The organism is Carnobacterium sp. 1290_CSPC (assembly GCF_001053265.1).
Lineage (GTDB): Bacteria > Bacillota > Bacilli > Lactobacillales > Aerococcaceae > Aerococcus > Aerococcus urinaeequi.
Window position 1 is genome coordinate 13,078 of sequence record NZ_JVVG01000086.1, and the last position, 15,686, is coordinate 28,763.

16 protein-coding genes and 1 pseudogene are annotated in these 15,686 nt (G+C 39.6%); 7 read left to right on the forward strand and 10 right to left on the reverse strand.

Annotated features, from left to right (window positions below; all coding sequences use genetic code 11):
• Positions 1-120: 120 nt before the first annotated feature.
• Together AC973_RS07545 and tsaA are read right to left on the reverse strand one after the other, a co-directional pair.
• Complete coding sequence (locus AC973_RS07545; RefSeq protein WP_048729244.1) at positions 121-1,014, reverse strand: fumarylacetoacetate hydrolase family protein; 894 nt, start codon at positions 1,012-1,014, stop codon at positions 121-123.
• A 10-nt stretch (positions 1,015-1,024) separates the two neighbouring features.
• Positions 1,025-1,708, reverse strand: coding sequence for a tRNA (N6-threonylcarbamoyladenosine(37)-N6)-methyltransferase TrmO (gene tsaA / locus AC973_RS07550; protein WP_048729245.1), 684 nt, complete (start codon positions 1,706-1,708; stop codon positions 1,025-1,027).
• A gap of 141 nt (positions 1,709-1,849) precedes the next feature.
• Between tsaA and AC973_RS07555 the strand changes: the two genes are divergently transcribed.
• On the forward strand, positions 1,850-2,401 hold the full coding sequence (locus AC973_RS07555) for a hypothetical protein (protein ID WP_065419881.1): 552 nt from the start codon (positions 1,850-1,852) through the stop codon (positions 2,399-2,401).
• A gap of 64 nt (positions 2,402-2,465) precedes the next feature.
• On the opposite strand, the gene AC973_RS07560 is transcribed toward AC973_RS07555, so the two are convergent.
• Positions 2,466-3,410 (reverse strand): exonuclease domain-containing protein, encoded by a 945-nt coding sequence (locus AC973_RS07560; RefSeq protein WP_048729250.1) that lies wholly within the window; start codon positions 3,408-3,410, stop codon positions 2,466-2,468.
• 112 nt (positions 3,411-3,522) lie between these two features.
• On the opposite strand from AC973_RS07560, the gene AC973_RS07565 reads away from it, so the two are divergent.
• Positions 3,523-3,966 (forward strand): YaiI/YqxD family protein, encoded by a 444-nt coding sequence (locus AC973_RS07565; RefSeq protein WP_048729252.1) that lies wholly within the window; start codon positions 3,523-3,525, stop codon positions 3,964-3,966.
• Between the two features lie 4 nt (positions 3,967-3,970).
• Here AC973_RS07565 and AC973_RS07570 read toward each other — a convergent pair whose 3' ends face one another.
• Positions 3,971-4,246: a DUF503 domain-containing protein gene (locus tag AC973_RS07570; RefSeq protein WP_048729254.1), complete on the reverse strand. Its 276-nt coding sequence runs from the start codon at positions 4,244-4,246 to the stop codon at positions 3,971-3,973.
• A 133-nt stretch (positions 4,247-4,379) separates the two neighbouring features.
• Here AC973_RS07570 and AC973_RS07575 point away from each other — a divergent pair, with 133 nt between their 5' ends.
• Complete coding sequence (locus AC973_RS07575; protein ID WP_048729257.1) at positions 4,380-5,339, forward strand: 2-hydroxyacid dehydrogenase; 960 nt, start codon at positions 4,380-4,382, stop codon at positions 5,337-5,339.
• A 94-nt stretch (positions 5,340-5,433) separates the two neighbouring features.
• On the opposite strand, the gene AC973_RS07580 is transcribed toward AC973_RS07575, so the two are convergent.
• Positions 5,434-7,617, reverse strand: coding sequence for an amino acid ABC transporter substrate-binding protein/permease (locus AC973_RS07580; protein WP_048729283.1), 2,184 nt, complete (start codon positions 7,615-7,617; stop codon positions 5,434-5,436).
• 286 nt (positions 7,618-7,903) lie between these two features.
• Here AC973_RS07580 and ybaK point away from each other — a divergent pair, with 286 nt between their 5' ends.
• Entirely contained in the window at positions 7,904-8,386 is a 483-nt protein-coding gene (gene ybaK / locus AC973_RS07585; RefSeq protein ID WP_048729258.1) for a Cys-tRNA(Pro) deacylase, read from the forward strand.
• Between the two features lie 49 nt (positions 8,387-8,435).
• Here ybaK and AC973_RS07590 read toward each other — a convergent pair.
• Positions 8,436-8,822: pseudogene (locus AC973_RS07590) on the reverse strand (YccF domain-containing protein); the annotation flags it as partial.
• Between the two features lie 177 nt (positions 8,823-8,999).
• On the opposite strand from AC973_RS07590, the gene AC973_RS07595 reads away from it, so the two are divergent.
• On the forward strand, positions 9,000-9,809 hold the full coding sequence (locus tag AC973_RS07595; RefSeq protein WP_048729262.1) for a Cof-type HAD-IIB family hydrolase: 810 nt from the start codon (positions 9,000-9,002) through the stop codon (positions 9,807-9,809).
• Between the two features lie 172 nt (positions 9,810-9,981).
• Here AC973_RS07595 and AC973_RS07600 read toward each other — a convergent pair whose 3' ends face one another.
• The 3 genes from AC973_RS07600 to AC973_RS07610 form a co-directional block, all read right to left on the reverse strand.
• On the reverse strand, positions 9,982-10,758 hold the full coding sequence (locus AC973_RS07600; RefSeq protein WP_225968962.1) for a Cof-type HAD-IIB family hydrolase: 777 nt from the start codon (positions 10,756-10,758) through the stop codon (positions 9,982-9,984).
• A 75-nt stretch (positions 10,759-10,833) separates the two neighbouring features.
• On the reverse strand, positions 10,834-11,781 hold the full coding sequence (locus AC973_RS07605) for a Gfo/Idh/MocA family protein (RefSeq protein WP_048729265.1): 948 nt from the start codon (positions 11,779-11,781) through the stop codon (positions 10,834-10,836).
• Complete coding sequence (locus AC973_RS07610; RefSeq protein WP_048729267.1) at positions 11,774-12,637, reverse strand: MurR/RpiR family transcriptional regulator; 864 nt, start codon at positions 12,635-12,637, stop codon at positions 11,774-11,776. The genes AC973_RS07605 and AC973_RS07610 overlap by 8 nt, the downstream gene beginning before the upstream one ends.
• Positions 12,638-12,851: 214 nt before the next feature.
• On the opposite strand from AC973_RS07610, the gene AC973_RS07615 reads away from it, so the two are divergent.
• Both AC973_RS07615 and AC973_RS07620 read left to right on the forward strand, forming a co-directional pair.
• Complete coding sequence (locus AC973_RS07615; RefSeq protein ID WP_048729268.1) at positions 12,852-13,865, forward strand: Gfo/Idh/MocA family oxidoreductase; 1,014 nt, start codon at positions 12,852-12,854, stop codon at positions 13,863-13,865.
• Positions 13,866-13,895: 30 nt separating this feature from the next.
• Complete coding sequence (locus AC973_RS07620) at positions 13,896-14,870, forward strand: Gfo/Idh/MocA family protein (protein ID WP_048729270.1); 975 nt, start codon at positions 13,896-13,898, stop codon at positions 14,868-14,870.
• A 69-nt stretch (positions 14,871-14,939) separates the two neighbouring features.
• Here AC973_RS07620 and AC973_RS07625 read toward each other — a convergent pair whose 3' ends face one another.
• On the reverse strand, positions 14,940-15,677 hold the full coding sequence (locus AC973_RS07625; protein ID WP_048729272.1) for a glycerophosphodiester phosphodiesterase: 738 nt from the start codon (positions 15,675-15,677) through the stop codon (positions 14,940-14,942).
• Positions 15,678-15,686: the final 9 nt, after the last annotated feature.

Consider the following 15,686-nt stretch of genomic DNA (forward strand, 5'->3'; position numbering starts at 1 on the left):
ATTCTAATTATACTTTAAATGTCGTCGTCAATAAAGCGATACCATCGGGCATTGTATAAAAAAGAGAGGTAAAGTACTATATTGACATACTTACATCTCTCAAATTTCTATATATTTCTCTTATCCTTCTATTTCAAAGCTATTGGTTAAACGACCTAATCCTTCAATTTCAATCGAAATTTCATCGCCTGTTTTAAGCCAGTCTTGTTGATCTTCTGGATAACCTAATACTACCCCTGAAGGTGTACCTGTTAAGATGATATCCCCTGCCTGTAAGGTCATGTATTCAGAGATATAAGACACAATCTCAGCTACCTTGAAAATCATTTGCTTGGTACTAGCTGATTGAACTTCTGCACCATTACGGTATGTCTTAATGACTAAATTGTTGATGTCCACTTCATCTTTAGTCGTTAAATAGGGACCAACGGGTGTAGAGAAATCATTGGTTTTACCAAGTAACCATTGACCTGATTTAAACTGTAAGTCACGAACGGATACATCATTGGCTATAGAATAGCCAAATACGGCATCTAGGGCCTCGGAATGAGAAATGTTTTTAGCTGTTTTGCCAATTACGACTACTAATTCCCCTTCATAATCGAATTGTTCGCCGTGTTTATTCAATGGGATGACCTGATGATGGCTGGCTAAGGCGTTATTAAATTTTGAAAATAACACGGGTTCTTCTGGATCATCAGAGATTTTTGATTCACTCACATGGTCATGATAATTTAAGCCGACACAGATAATTTTCTCAGGATTATGGATAACCGGTGCATAGACAATAGTATCCGAATCCACAAAGTTCACTTCATGGGCGTGGTGGGTATAGTAGTCTAAAATTTGTTGAATTCGGTTATTGTAATCCCCTTCAATAATGGCCTTCAGTTGGTTTGGGACTTGGACACCTAATGTTTCACTTGCTTCTCTGATGTCGATAATCCCTAAGTCACTCAGGATACCGACTTGAATGTCATTTGAATTTGCCGGGAAATATTGAATAAATTTCATCGTCAACCTCCTATGATTCTGCCTGTTCAGTGATTTTTACTACCCTTAAAATACCACTTTCGACTGTAAAATGTACATCATAAGCATCAAAACGCATGCCGTAAATTTTATCAGGATTGTCTTGGGTTCTAGGTCTCGGGTCTTGAGCTAAAACGGCTTGCAGTTGGGTAAATAAATATTCTGGTAACCCCGCAGTCACCGCTTCAGGCATCTCGACTGCCAGTGGTCGCCAAGCTACTTCATCTGTAAAACCAGCTCTAGCTTCTTCGTGGATGTCTGTTTTGACATAGGGTTTGATATCTAAAATAGGTGTTTTATCCATTAAATCAACACCAGATACTTCTAAAGACACTTTTCCAGTCCCATCTATATGGACTTTTTCTAATTTCACTGAAGACAGGCCAATAGGATTTGGTCGGTACGGCGACCTGGAAGCAAAGACACCTACCCGTTCATTCCCACCCAAACGAGGCGGTCTGACAGTTGCTTTATTGGCCCGACCCTTTTGTGCTGAAAAATGCCAAACTAACCACAAGTAATCAAAGGATTCAATCCCTTTAAAATATTCAATTTGATTGAAAGGTGGATAAAACTGAATCATGCCCTTTACTTGTGGCACAACCATACTTTGTCTCGGAATGCCGAACTTTTCTACAAAAGCCGTTTCTATCCAACCTATAGGTGCTACTTCCATATACATCCTCCATGCTCTTGCTTATTTCTGCTTTATTTTAATTAGTTACAATAACAGATGGCACTTTCCTCAGTATACTTGTGTAAGTTTCCTTCGCAAACTATACTAAGTTTAAAGATAAACATGACAAAAGGAGATTTTATGGCCAACTTAGATACGATAAAAAAACTTTATAAAGATTACCCTGAAATACCTTATATCAATCCAGATCGTGATTTCAATACCTTTATGGATAAACTGAATGTTCAAAAAGAACACCTAGTCCCTAAACGAAATATGGTACGCACAGAAGAAGGTTTGTTGCCGGGACACATCATTTTATTATGGCGTCTTGACTTAGGAACTTTTTCAACTGAATCAGCTATTCCTCGTTATTTTGAGTATCTTTACGGGATTCATGCCTTAGATGACTTAGACCGTTTTATTGAAGAAGGCCTAGCTTACCAAATGTCAGCCAAGGAAACTTTGTACTTAGTGAATGCCGGGACTTTGAAAAAAATCCTTAAAAATGCTGGCTTATCGGGCTATTCTTCTATGAAAAAAGATGAATTGGTGAAATATGTGCAAGATCAAATCAGTGAAGAAGATTTAGCGCCGCAAATGCCAATGATTGCTTACCAAACAACTGAACGAGGTCATGAACTGGTTGAAAAATACGATGGTATTATTCAGCGTCATGGACCTAAAGGCTAGCTTGCCATACTAGAGCTGTGACCATGATGTCACAGCTATTTTTTTCATCCTAATTGTGCTAGCCTTACTCCATTTCCAAGAGTTGTTTGAAGATTTTCTCTGAAATAATTTTAATTTTTTCACCACGGTTGGCGTATTCTTCAGCTTTTTTAAATTTACTGGTCTTCTTCTGCTTATTTGAATCAGATTGTGAGACAATAAGGTAGTCTGTCTTAAGGGTCACTGATTTACCTAAAATAGCCCCCTTATTCAAACTAGTTTGCATGGCTTCTTCACGGGACATATTGTCTAGGTCCCCTGAAAAAACAATAGTCTTATTAAATAGCGGATGCATCGGATTAAAGTCACTTGTTTCTGCCTTCAAGTCTTCCACTTTAATTTGTTTTGGATAGCTACGACGGTAAAAAGCATTTTTGAAGTCTTGTTCACTTTGATAAACCTGTTTGGCTTGGTTAAAGAGTTGGTTATAGACTTCAATAGTAATATAGCAGTCTGTTAATCCACGGTGAGCGCCTTCGTAAGAGATGCCGTAGAATTGGGCCATAGTCCCCAACTTATGGTTGGGTGTTCCTGTTACTAATTTACGGGCAATGGTTAGCACGTCCAGATAGTCATTTTTCACAGGGAAATTATACAGGTTTACTGCGGTATCATAAATAAAGCCGAGGTCAAAATTGACGTTGTAGCCTAAAATGATATCTTCTTGGATAAAATCTAAGAATTCGGGCATGGCTTGGTCAATTCGCGGTGCGGTCATGACCATATTGTTGGTAATACCGGTTAATTTGGTGATAAATCCTGAAATTGGCCGGTTGGGTTGGACCAAGGTTGAAAAAGTTCGGTCCATCTGGTGGTCGCGAATCCGAATAGCTGATAATTCTAAAATTTCATCGTTACTTGGTTTTAAACCGGTTGTTTCGATATCAATCATGACATAGTCTTTTGGAAAACCGATGATTGACTTGCCCATATGTGGTCGTTGTTGACCAGATTTTCTATTGTAAGCCATATTGCCACTTCCTTATTTACTGGTGATTTTACAACTTAATTGTTCATTATTTTGTATACACTATATTATACGTTTTATTTTCCCATTAGTTAATGATAGAAAGGATGTTTTGATGAAAATCTTTATCGACGGTGACGGTAGTCCCACTAAACAAGAAACTATTCAATTGGCGAAAAAATATGATTTACCAGCCGTTTTAGTAACCTCGATTGACCATTTTTCAAAAAAGTTAGTCGCTGATCATGTGGAAACTGTCTATGTGGAAAGAGGTGCTGACTCGGCCGATTTTAAAATCCTATCCATGATCAGTGCCGGGGATATTGTGGTCACCCAAGATTACGGCCTAGCTTCATTAGCTCTGGCAAAAGCGACAGTCATCCACCACTCTGGCATGATTTATACCGACATGAATATCGACCAACTGCTCAGCCAGCGGTATGAAAGTCAACAGATGCGAAAAGCCAAGATGCGGACGAAGGGGCCTAAACCCTTTACTGCAGAAGACCGTCATCATTTTATTCAAGCCCTAGACAAGGTTATTCAAGACTGCCTCTAAAAAGCTATTCATACCAATCTTGTTGGATGACTTCAATTGGATAGTTGGTTTCACAAAAGTCAACAGCTTGATTGAGCATCTTCTCCGCAAAGCTGTATGAATTTGACACAATACCAATGCCAAGAATAGCCTGGTTGATGACGTCTTGGTCTCCTGTTTCTGCAACTGTAACACCGTATTTGGCGGATACTTTTTCCATCATGCCTTGTAGGATTCGGCGTTTGTCTTTCAGCGAATCGCTAGCAAATGTAAATGTAATTTCCAATCCCAGTAAAATCATGTCACACACCTACCCCTTTTTCCTAAATTTTCTCATATTATTTCCGGGTGTCAACTGTTTGAATTAAAAGCCTTTATGCCTTATAGTGAAAGTAAGAATCGATTGTATAATTAAATGTTGAAAGGAAGATTCCATGAAGATTGCTTTACTAGAACCATTACGCGTACCAGAAGCCCGCATTAACGAATTGGCCCAACCGCTGATTGACGCTGGTCATGAATTTACCTATTACCCTGACAAAACGACTGATCCAAACGAACTTTATGAACGGTCTAAAGACGCTGATATTGTCATGATTGCCAATAATCCCTACCCGGCTGAAGTGATCGAGCGTTTAGAAAATACAAAATTTATCAACGTCGCCTTCACTGGTTTCGACCATGTTAACAGCAAAGCAAGTAAGGATAAAGGGATCGCCATCGCCAATGCTTCAGGATATGCAACAACAGCGGTTGCTGAATTGGCTTTAGGTTTGACTTTAGACCTATTCCGCGCCATCACAAAGGGTAACGACGACATCCGTAATGCCAACTTTCCAGGTCCCTTCCAAGGTCGTGAAATCAAAGGGAAAACGGTTGGTATCGTCGGTACTGGTCATATCGGACTTGAAACGGCCAAATTATTCAAAGTTTTTGGCGCTAATTTAATCGGATTCAACCGGTCTGAAAAGCAGGAAGCCAAAGACTTAGGCGTAGAATTAGTTGAACTGGATGAATTATTGCAAAGGGCAGATATTGTTTCAGTTCATTTACCTCTAAATGATGAAACAAAACACTTGTTAAATAAAGACAAATTAAGCTTGATGAAAGAATCCGCTGTGATGATTAACGTTGCCCGCGGGCCGATTATTGATGATGCAGCCTTAGCTGACTTATTGAATGATGGTAAAATAGCCGGCGCTGGGATTGACGTCTTTGACGGCGAACCGCCATTGCCTGCTGACTACCCGTTATTATCGGCTAAGAATGCTATTTTGACACCACATGTTGGTTTCTTATCTGACGAAGCCATGGAATTAAGGGCGCAAATTGCGTTTGAAAACACGCAAGCATTTATCAACGGTAAACCCCAAAACATCGTTCAAGAAGCCTAGTTTCTGCTAGCTTAAATCGATATTCAAATAACAAAAAAATCCAGGCTGCCCGGTTAAGGGTGCCTGGATTTTTCGTATGATTAACGTTTATTTATTAGCGTGTAGTTCTTGAACCTACATAACGTTTTTCAATATAGTTTGATAGTTTAGTTAGAATCGTAATAATGATGATGTACATCAAACCAACAATCAACCACATGCTACCTGATTGGTAAGTACGGGCGATGATGATACGACCTGTTTGCGTCAATTCTACGATACCAATTACGGATAGGATTGACGTATCTTTCAAGGTAATAACGAACTGGTTAATGAATGACGGTACCATCACTTTTACTGCCTGAGGCAAGATGATGTGACGCATTGTTTGGCCGTTTGTTAAACCTAGACTTCTTGCTGCTTCAGTTTGACCAGTGTCGATGGCTTGGATACCACCACGAACGATTTCACCCATGTAGGCTGCTGCATTAAGTGAAAGGGTTAAGATACCCGCCAAGTTACTTGAAATGGTAATATTAAACATTTGTGGAATACCGAAGTAGATGAAGAATGACATTACAATTAGGGGTAACCCACGCATGATGTCAATATAAACTGTCGCAATTCCTGATAGCACAACGTTACCACTTGTACGCATCAATCCTAAGAAAATACCTAAGATTGTTGCAATTACTAATGATATGATAGCTAAGTAAACAGTTGTTCCTAAACCTGATAATAAGGCTGGGAAGTTGTTAGCTAATTGAGTTAAGAAGCCGTTAGAAGAGCTTGTTTCGCCTTCTTCAGAATCACCTAAGTATTTACCAACGATTTCGTCGTACTCGCCAGATTCTTGAATAGCTGCTAGTCCGTCATTGAACATTTGTAGTAATTCTTGGTTTTCACCAGCTAAAACAGCGAACCCATAAGAAACTGGTTCTAATTGGTCACCAATAATTTTAAGGTTCAAACCACCAGAGTTAATCGCGTAAGCCATTACTGGATAATCTTCTACCGCTGCCGATGAGTTACCAGAAATAACATCTTGGTACATGTTAGAAGAGTCATCAAATGTCGTTACGGTAAAACCGTATTCGTCGGCCATTGATTGGGCAATTGTTGCCCCTTGCGTACCAGTTTTAACGGCAACATTTTGTCCTTCTAAGTCTTCGTATGATTCAATATCTGAATCCGCTAAAACAGCAAATGTTGTCCCTGAATCAAAATACGGTTCTGAGAAGTCAAATGTTTGTTGACGTTCTTCTGTAATTGACATACCAGCGATTACGGCATCTGCTTGTTGGGTCTCAACCGCTTGAACTGCCGCATCAAACCCTAGTGATTTCAACTCGTATTTGAAACCTTGGTTAGCTGCAATGGCATCCAATAATTCAACATCGATACCAGTAAAGTCACCATTTTCGTCTACGAATTCAAATGGTGCAAAAGTTGTATCTGTTGCAATTGTGTAAGTTTCACCTGAACCAGCTGCTGGTGTTTCTGTTGAAGAAGATGTATCTTCTTGGCCAGCACCATATTCAGCTAAAATTTCATCATATTCGCCAGATGCCTTGATGTTTTTAAGACCAGCGTTGAACATTTCAAGTAATTCAGCATTTTGACCACCTAATACGGCGAAACCATATGGCGCTTCTTCAAAATTGTCACCAATGAATCGTAAGTTTAAACCACCTGATTCGATTGCATAACCCATTACTGGATAATCTTCTACCGCTGCCACTGAGTTACCAGAAATAACATCTTGGTACATGTTTGGCGAGTCATCGAAAGTATTCACTGTAAAACCGTATTTGTCCGCTAGTTCGGCTGCAATGGTTGCCCCTTGCGTACCAGTTTTAACAGCAACGGATTGACCTTCTAAATCTTCCAAAGATTGGTATTCAGAATCGTCTAGGACTGCAAAGGCAGTACCTGATTCATAATATGGTTCTGAGAAATCAAAAGTTTGTTGACGTTCATCTGTAATCGACATACCCGCGATTACCGCATCCGCTTGACCAGTTTCAACAGCTTGAACAGCTGCGTCGAAACCTAATGAACGTAATTCATAATCAAATCCTTGGTCTTCAGCGATTGCTGCTAAAATATCTACATCGATCCCAACAAATTCACCTGAATCATCTACGAATTCAAAAGGTGCAAAAGTTGTATCGGTTGCAATAATATAGGTTTCGCCATTACCTGTTTCAGTTGCCTCAACTTTGCCAGGTGCGATTGAAAATAATAGAGTAAGTAAACTTACAATAAATACGGAAAATGATAGCTTTTTATGCTTCATCATGCCTTTCCCTCACTTCTTTCTTCATATATTTTTAATGCTTTCAAAAGATAGTTACAAGTATACCTTGAAATTTTCAAAAAAGGAAAGGAAATATCACGCAAAATGTCAGATTTTCTCACACACGCAGATAAAACCCGTCTATTTACTCACACGACCCATTTGTTATACCCAATCACTTTTTTTCACAAAATAAATATAAATGTGTAAAATAGGATTAAATCAAAGGATTAAATCAAAGAATTAAATCGAAAGTTGAAAATAAAAAAGAAAGTGATGTTGAATTATGGCCAAAGCTAAAAAAACCAATGTAATCCGTAAATTAGATCAACAAAAAATTCCCTATACAGAGATGACCCTTCCTGAAGATTTCACGCCACATTCCAGTGAAGAAGTTGCTGAAGTCCTTGGCATTAATCCAGACCAACAATTTAAAACACTAGTCACACACGGAAAATCGAAAAACCATTATGTCTTCCTAGTCCCTGTTAACCATGAGTTAGACCTAAAATTAGCCGCTGCTGCCGTTGGCGAGAAGAATATTCATATGATTGCCCAGAAAGATCTTGAACCCTTAACTGGCTACATTCACGGTGGGTGTTCTCCGATTGGTATGAAAAAGGCCTTCCCAACCGTTATTGATGCCACCGCTCAAAATTATGAGACTATTATTTTTTCAGCCGGAAAACGCGGTTTCCTAGTTGAAGCACCCGTTAATGACTTGGAAAAAGTGATTGCCCAATTAGACTTTGCCGACATTCTGGCCTAAAAAAAACTAGCCAAGAGAAATCTGGCTAGTTTTTCCTATATCTATTCTACTATCTTATATCCATGTAAAGTGTATTTGACGGCACTATCCGTGCACCAAATGGTACAAGCGATAGTAAAGCTAGTTTAAAGTGTTGTTTGGCGAATGGGATACCGATAATGGTAATGGCTAAAATAACCCCCATAAATAGGTGCATGGCTGCTAATTCTAGACCACCAAAGATTAACCATAGAATATTCCATAGCAAGCTCCCAAAGCCACTTTCTTCACGAACAACCTCCTTACCAAATGGCATTAGTGATAATTTGGCAATTTTGAAACATTGTAGGCCCAGGGGAATACCAATAATCGTTAGGCACCATAGACAGCCGATAAAGATCCAAGAGATGGCAGAAATAATACCACCAAAGATCATCCAAATTAAATTTCCTAAACAACCCCTGGGCGTTCATCCTTTCATTTTCGTTTTCAATAGTTTATGGTTATAATATAGCATAGACAAGTTTACTAGCCATCCGTCTTACGATGTAATTTTAAGTTAAAAGTAATTGTAAGCGCTATATAACAGTCTACAAAAGCTCGCTAGTAAAAAAATACCAATTGGAGGATTTACATGACAGATATTAAATTAATTGCCATTGATATGGACCACACCTTACTAAATGACAAGGGACAGCTCCCTAAGAACTTTACTGACCAGGTACACGCCTTAAAGGAAAAAGGCATCCAGGTGGCCATCGCATCCGGACGACCACTTTATACCTTGGCAGATATGTTCAGTCATATCGAGGACGATTTGATTTTCGTATCTGATAATGGTGCAGCCATTACCAAACAAGGAGAACAATTATTTAATTCAATCATCGAACCAGATGACTACCGAAAATTGATGGCCTTTACCCTTGAGCAAAATGAAGCTGCTGGCATCCCTATCTTGTGCGCCCTAGATGCTGCCTATATTCCAAAAGCCCATGACCAGTATGACCAAGTCTACCGGACTTTTTATACAAATATTTATTATTATGACGACTTTGCGTCAGTAGAAGCTGTTGCCAACAAGTTTACCGTTTATACACCGAATAACGATGCTGTTGACCAATATGCAGACATTTACGGACCTGCTTTAAACAAACAATTCTCTGCCACAACATCTGGTAAAGAATGGATTGATATTATGAACAAAAATATCAATAAAGGACAAGCTATGTACCAACTGAGTAACTTACTCAATATCACCACTGACCAAATGATGGCTTTTGGTGATAACTATAATGACATTGAAATGTTAGTTGCAGTGAAATATTCATATGCCATGGAAAATGCACATGACGATATTAAAGCACAAGCTAATTTTATCGCTCCATCTAATAACGATCTAGGTGTCTCAAAAATCATTCAAGACTTGTTAGACGGTAACTTCTAAAAATAACATAACCATAAATCAAAAACACAGAAAGTAGTTGAACCTCACTTGATCAGCCATTTTCTGTGTTTTTCCCTCTAGTATGTTCTTCCTTATTTACCATTTCCCCAAGCTAGCCTGTCCTTCTATAGAAAAAACCGCTAGTAAGCTGGTGATTGACCTTTTTCAGGTATTAATCAAACAATCCTAATTGTTCACAGGCTTTATAAATGCCGTCATTCCAAACTTCAGAAGTAATGATATCTGCAGTTTTCTTGACGTTATCGGTCCCATTACCCATTGCAACTGAGGTGCCAACTTTGGCCAACATTTCAAGGTCATTGTCGGCGTCACCGAAGGCATAAGTTTGTGAAATATTCATATTTAATATCTCAAGAACCCTGTCAATCCCATTGGCTTTAGACACATCGAATGGATAGATATCCAAATGAGTCGGCCCCGTTTGAACGACTTTCAATTCAGTCAACCAGTCGCTCACAATCTGGATATTTTCAGTGGTCACGAGCATTTGAAGGACGTGTTCAGGATATTCACTATCATGCACAATCTTAAATGGTTCTCCGTAATCCCTGGCATGAAAAACATTTGGTAGTAAATGAAGGCCTTCCTTGGTATCAAAAAAGCCTGGCACATCGCGGAAACGCATCTCGTCAACCGTTCGTTCAACTAGTGCTTGGTCAATATAGTTTTGATAAACAAGGTCATTTTCGATATGAACTGCCTGACCATTTGAAGTGATGAATGAATCAATCTTCAATAAGTCCCCCAAGTCCTGGGCACGGTTCTTCCAGCGACCTGTCGCAATAATTGGCAGCACGCCATTGGCTTTTAACTTTTCAATGGCAAGGTAGGTTGACTCTGGGACCTGTTGTTCAATGGGTAAATGGTACTTGTTTGAGTCAAATAAGGTACCGTCAATATCAAAAAATGCCACTCGTTCAATCTTCATAGAAGAGCCTCCTGTAATTTTCTTACTTTCATTATAGCAGTTTACGCTTTCATTTGATCTGAGTGATTGCATTTACTAAAATATTTCTGCTTTCAATTGATCAATAATGGCTGCGAATTTCTTAGTATCCGCCATTGGCATCCGGTTGCTTTCTAATCTACCTGCTTTTAGATTGGCATGGACATGGGTAATTTCACCATAAAAATCATCGACAATATTTAAGATTTCATTGTTGGTGACCCTATCGTCTACAATTAAGTCAAATTTAGTCGGTCGGTGGAAGTCATAAAGCACAATTTCCCCTTTACTTCCTGAAATCACTGCTTTTGCGTCTGTAAACCGGTCAAAACCTGATTCTAGCACAGCTTCCTTACCGTTCACGTCAAATACCGCATTCACGTAAACTTCTACTTGACTATCATGTAACTTGTAATCCAAATTTTTCAGGACAAATTCACCTGGCAAGAAGTCTTCTAGTAAGGCAACGTTATAGACACCCATATCTAGTAAACAGCCACCTTGACCTTTTTCAAAATGGTAAGAAGCATTGGACTCATCGAATTTTCGGCATAAAGAAGTGGTTACCGTATGGACTTCCCCAATTTCACCTTGTGCGACCAGCTCTTTCACCGTTTGATAAGCAGGTGTAAAGCGACTCTTCATGGCTTCCATAAAGAAAACGGGTTTAGCATGTAAAGCTGCTTCAATTTTTGAAACTTCAGCTTGATTCATAGTCGCTGGTTTTTCACAAAGAATGGCTTTGCCTGCTTGGATGGCTTTCAAGACCCATTCCAAATGGTATTTATGCGGTAAGGCTATGTAGACGGCGTCCACTTGGTCGTCGTCCAATAATTCTTGGTAAGACCCATAGCCCTTTTCACATGGATGGTTAGCTTTGAAAGCTTCAGCCTTTTCAATCGTCCGGTTGGCAACCGCGTATAATTCACCGTCAGTTACCTCCTCTAGACTATTCGCAAAACGGTTGGCAATATTTCCTGCGCCGATAATTCCCCACTTAACCATCTAAAGCTCCTCTCTGGATTCGCGTAAACTTCTTGGCAATTTGTTCGTTATTTTTCTGGTAATTGGTCATATAAATCATGGCATATAAAACGTTGAAAATATATTCAATGGCAATTTGCGAGGAGAAAGTCCCTATTTTCAAGGAGTCTGACCGCTCCAAATCAACAGTTGTCAGCCAATGGTCAGTCATCCCCGCTAAAACTTTAGCGTTTAGGGACGAAATCAAAATAGTTGGCACACTTTCAGCTTTCAAAATCTTAATAAATTGCTGGTACTTGACTGAATCCGCCCGGTAAGAGGTAAAAATGGTACAGTCAGTCTTTAAAATATTGGATGCTACCCAGGCCTCATCCGCGTATTCTTCAGCAATCACAATGAAAATCCCTAATTTAGCCAGCTTATTTTGAAAAGATCGGGCTGAAATTTGCGTGTCGCCTTTGGCAAAAATAAATATCCGTTTGGCATCTAGCATAGTTTTCACACAGGCTTCAAAAGTCTGTTCATCAAAATTGGCTTGCATAGCTTCAATCGTTTGCTTGGTCAAACTAGCCATTTTGTCGGCAATAACACTAGTCGAATCTTCCGGTACGAAGGGAAAATTGGCATCCACTGCCCCTTCTTTGAACCGGTCCTGCTGGGCATAGGCAATTAAAGCCACCCGGAAATCCCTGAAACCTTCATAACCTAGCTTTTGGGTAAAACGGACAATCGCTGAATGTGAGGTATAAGTTTTAGTCGCCAAGTCTCTTAAATTAAACTGGCTGGTCGCTAAGGGATTGCTCAAGATATAAGCCGCAATTCGCTTTTCATTGGGCGTAAATTTTTGGTCATTTTTAAGTGCTTGCACTAAATTCATTTTCTCACCTTCTCCTGAAAGGGTTTTCTACTCATAACATTGTACGCTATCTGCCTGAAAATTGGTATGGAGGATATCTTTTTGGTCAAAATGTTCAAAAACCCCCTTTCATTCGACACCTTCCTGGCAGTTACTACCAGAATAACCAAATCGCTATCATTTTCCCATCAATACCGCTATATTTAAGACAAATACATTTATGGAGGTTATATTCATGTTAAATATTGCTTATATCGGAAACGGTAAATCCACCAACCGCTACCACCTACCCTTCTCTAGTCGCCTACCGGAAATTGTCAACGTGCAAACGATTTACTCACGGTCTGGGAAAAGTGCTTGGCCAAGTCTTGACGGTGTTCATTACACGAGTAACCTAGATGATATCTACAAGGATGAAGCCATCAACCTAGTTGTCATTACAACACCTAACCCTACCCACCATGATTTAGCCAAACAAACTCTTGAAGCCGGTAAAAATGTATTGGTTGAAAAACCATTTGCGGAAACTCGTGACCAAGCCAAAGAGTTATTCGACTTAGCCAAAGAAAAAGGCCTATTCATCCAATGCTATCAAAATCGTCGCTACGATTCGGACTTCCTAACTACGCAAAAAGTCATCGAATCTGGCGTCCTTGGTGATTTGATCGAGGTTGAAATTCACTACGATCGCTATAACCCTGAATTTTCAGAAAATTCAACTTATAGTTTAATCGATTCCTATACATACGGCCTGGGTTCTCATTCCCTTGACCAAGCCATTTCTTACTTCGGCATGCCTGACGATGTCCACTTCGATACCCGTCAAATTCTTGGTTCCGGCAAATTAAACGGCTACTTCGACTTTGATTTAAACTACGGCAATTTAAAAGTGGCAGTAGCCGGGTCATTAATGCGGTTTGAAGCCAGACCATCTTTTGCCATTTACGGAAAAAAAGGTGTCTTCATCAAGCAAACAAAAGACCGTCAAGAAGACCACTTGAAACTAAACTATACCCCTGACCAACCTGGTTTTGGCCAAGACTTGCCTGAACACTACGGCACTTTAACCTATCTCGATGACAATGGTGTCTACCACAAAGAAGCGGTTGTTACTGAAGTTGGCGACTACCGTCAAGTTTACCGCGATATTTATGAAACCATTATTAACGGCAAAGAGAAAGTCGTGAAAGACGAAGAAACCCTGTTAGTCATGCAAATTATGGAAGACGGTCAAGTCGGCTTACATTAATTTAGACCCTACTAAAGAAAGGAAATATATATGAAATTAGGAATATTGGGTGCTGGTAAGATTGTCGTAGATTTCCTATCAATGGTCCACGATATCCCAGCTATAGAATTGGTTGCCCTTTTGTCATCTGAAAGATCTTTGGCTAAAAACCAAGCGATGGCGGACGACCACGGAATCAACCAAGTTTTCACGGACCTAGACGCCTTATTAGCTAGCGATATCGATACCATCTATGTGGCCTTGCCCAACCATCTGCATTATGAATTTGCAAAAAAGGCACTATTGGCCAATAAAAACGTGATTTGTGAGAAGCCATTCACCTTAAACTTGGCAGAGCTAGAAGAACTGGAAGGAATCGCTCTGGAAAAAGATTTGGTATTAGTAGAGGCGATTACCAACCAACACTTCCAAAACTTCAAAGCACTAAAAGCAGATTTGGCTAAACTAGGAACTATTAAAATTGTTGAAGCCAACTACTCACAATATTCAAGCCGGTATGATGCTTTTATGGATGGTGAGATTTTACCAGCCTTTGATCCCAAAAAAGCTGGTGGTGCCTTAATGGACATCAATATTTACAACGTCCATTTACTGGTCGGCTTATTTGGCGCACCAAAATCAGCTACCTATTATGCCAATGTAGACCGGGGAATCGATACTTCGGGCATGTTGATTATGGATTTTGAAGATTTTAAAGCGGTCTGCATCGGGTCAAAAGATACCGACGCCCCAATTAGATCAACTATTCAAGGACGAAACGGTGCCTTAATTATCGATGGCCCAACCAATTCATTGGCTTCTTATAATCTAGCCTTGCGCGGAGAGACTTCACAAACAACCGACAAACGAATTCACAACCACCGCATGTATGAAGAATTTGTTGAATTTGAAGATATCATCCGTACTCACGATATGGACCGGGTCAAAGCAAACTTAGCCCACTCTAAAGCGGTTATGGCAGTCATTGACCAAGCCCTTACTTCAGCAGATTTACAATTAGGATAAGCACCACTAAAGTATACGACAAAAGCCTATGGCATCCACAATTGGAACCATAGGCTTTTCCTTTGTAAATTATTTTAATGCATTCAATGTTTCTAGTCCTAAGGCCACATCATCGGTAATGATATTGGTTACTTTAGCAGTAATTAGTTTTTCCATATCTTCAGCTCGGTTTACAGTATAGGTGTTAATCCAGATATTGTTGGCTGCAAGATTGTCAAAATCTTTTGACTCTAAAGTCATGAAGAATGGATGGTAAAATTCATGCCCGTGACTAGCGGTATAATCACCTGGGTTCAAAATGCCACTCATCGTTAAAAGACCCGTTTTTAAGGCCGGATTTACCTTTTTGGCATCATTCATGGTGTGGTGTTGGAAAGAAGATAGGACTACTCGATCAATTAAGTCATATTGTTGAATCAAGTCATTCACCTTTTCAACCAGACCATCATAACGGAAAATATTGGTTTTTAATTCAATATTGACCATGATGTCTAAGGGCTGGAACCACTTGAAAAATTCTTCAAGTGTTGGTATTTGAATGTCTTCATTTTCTTCAACTCGACCTTGGTATTTGCCGTAGAAATAGAAGGTTTTTAATTCCGCTAAGGTCATGTCCTTGATAAAACCCGTGCCATTTGACGTCCGGTCAATGGTTTCATCGTGACAAATCACGACCTGTTCATCACTCGTTAATTGTACATCAAGCTCAATACCCGTGATATCAAACTTAGCTGCTTCTTTAAAAGCCAGCATGGTATTTTCAGGGAATAACTTTGAAAAGCCTCGGTGGGCAATAATGCCAGTCATAGGTTCACT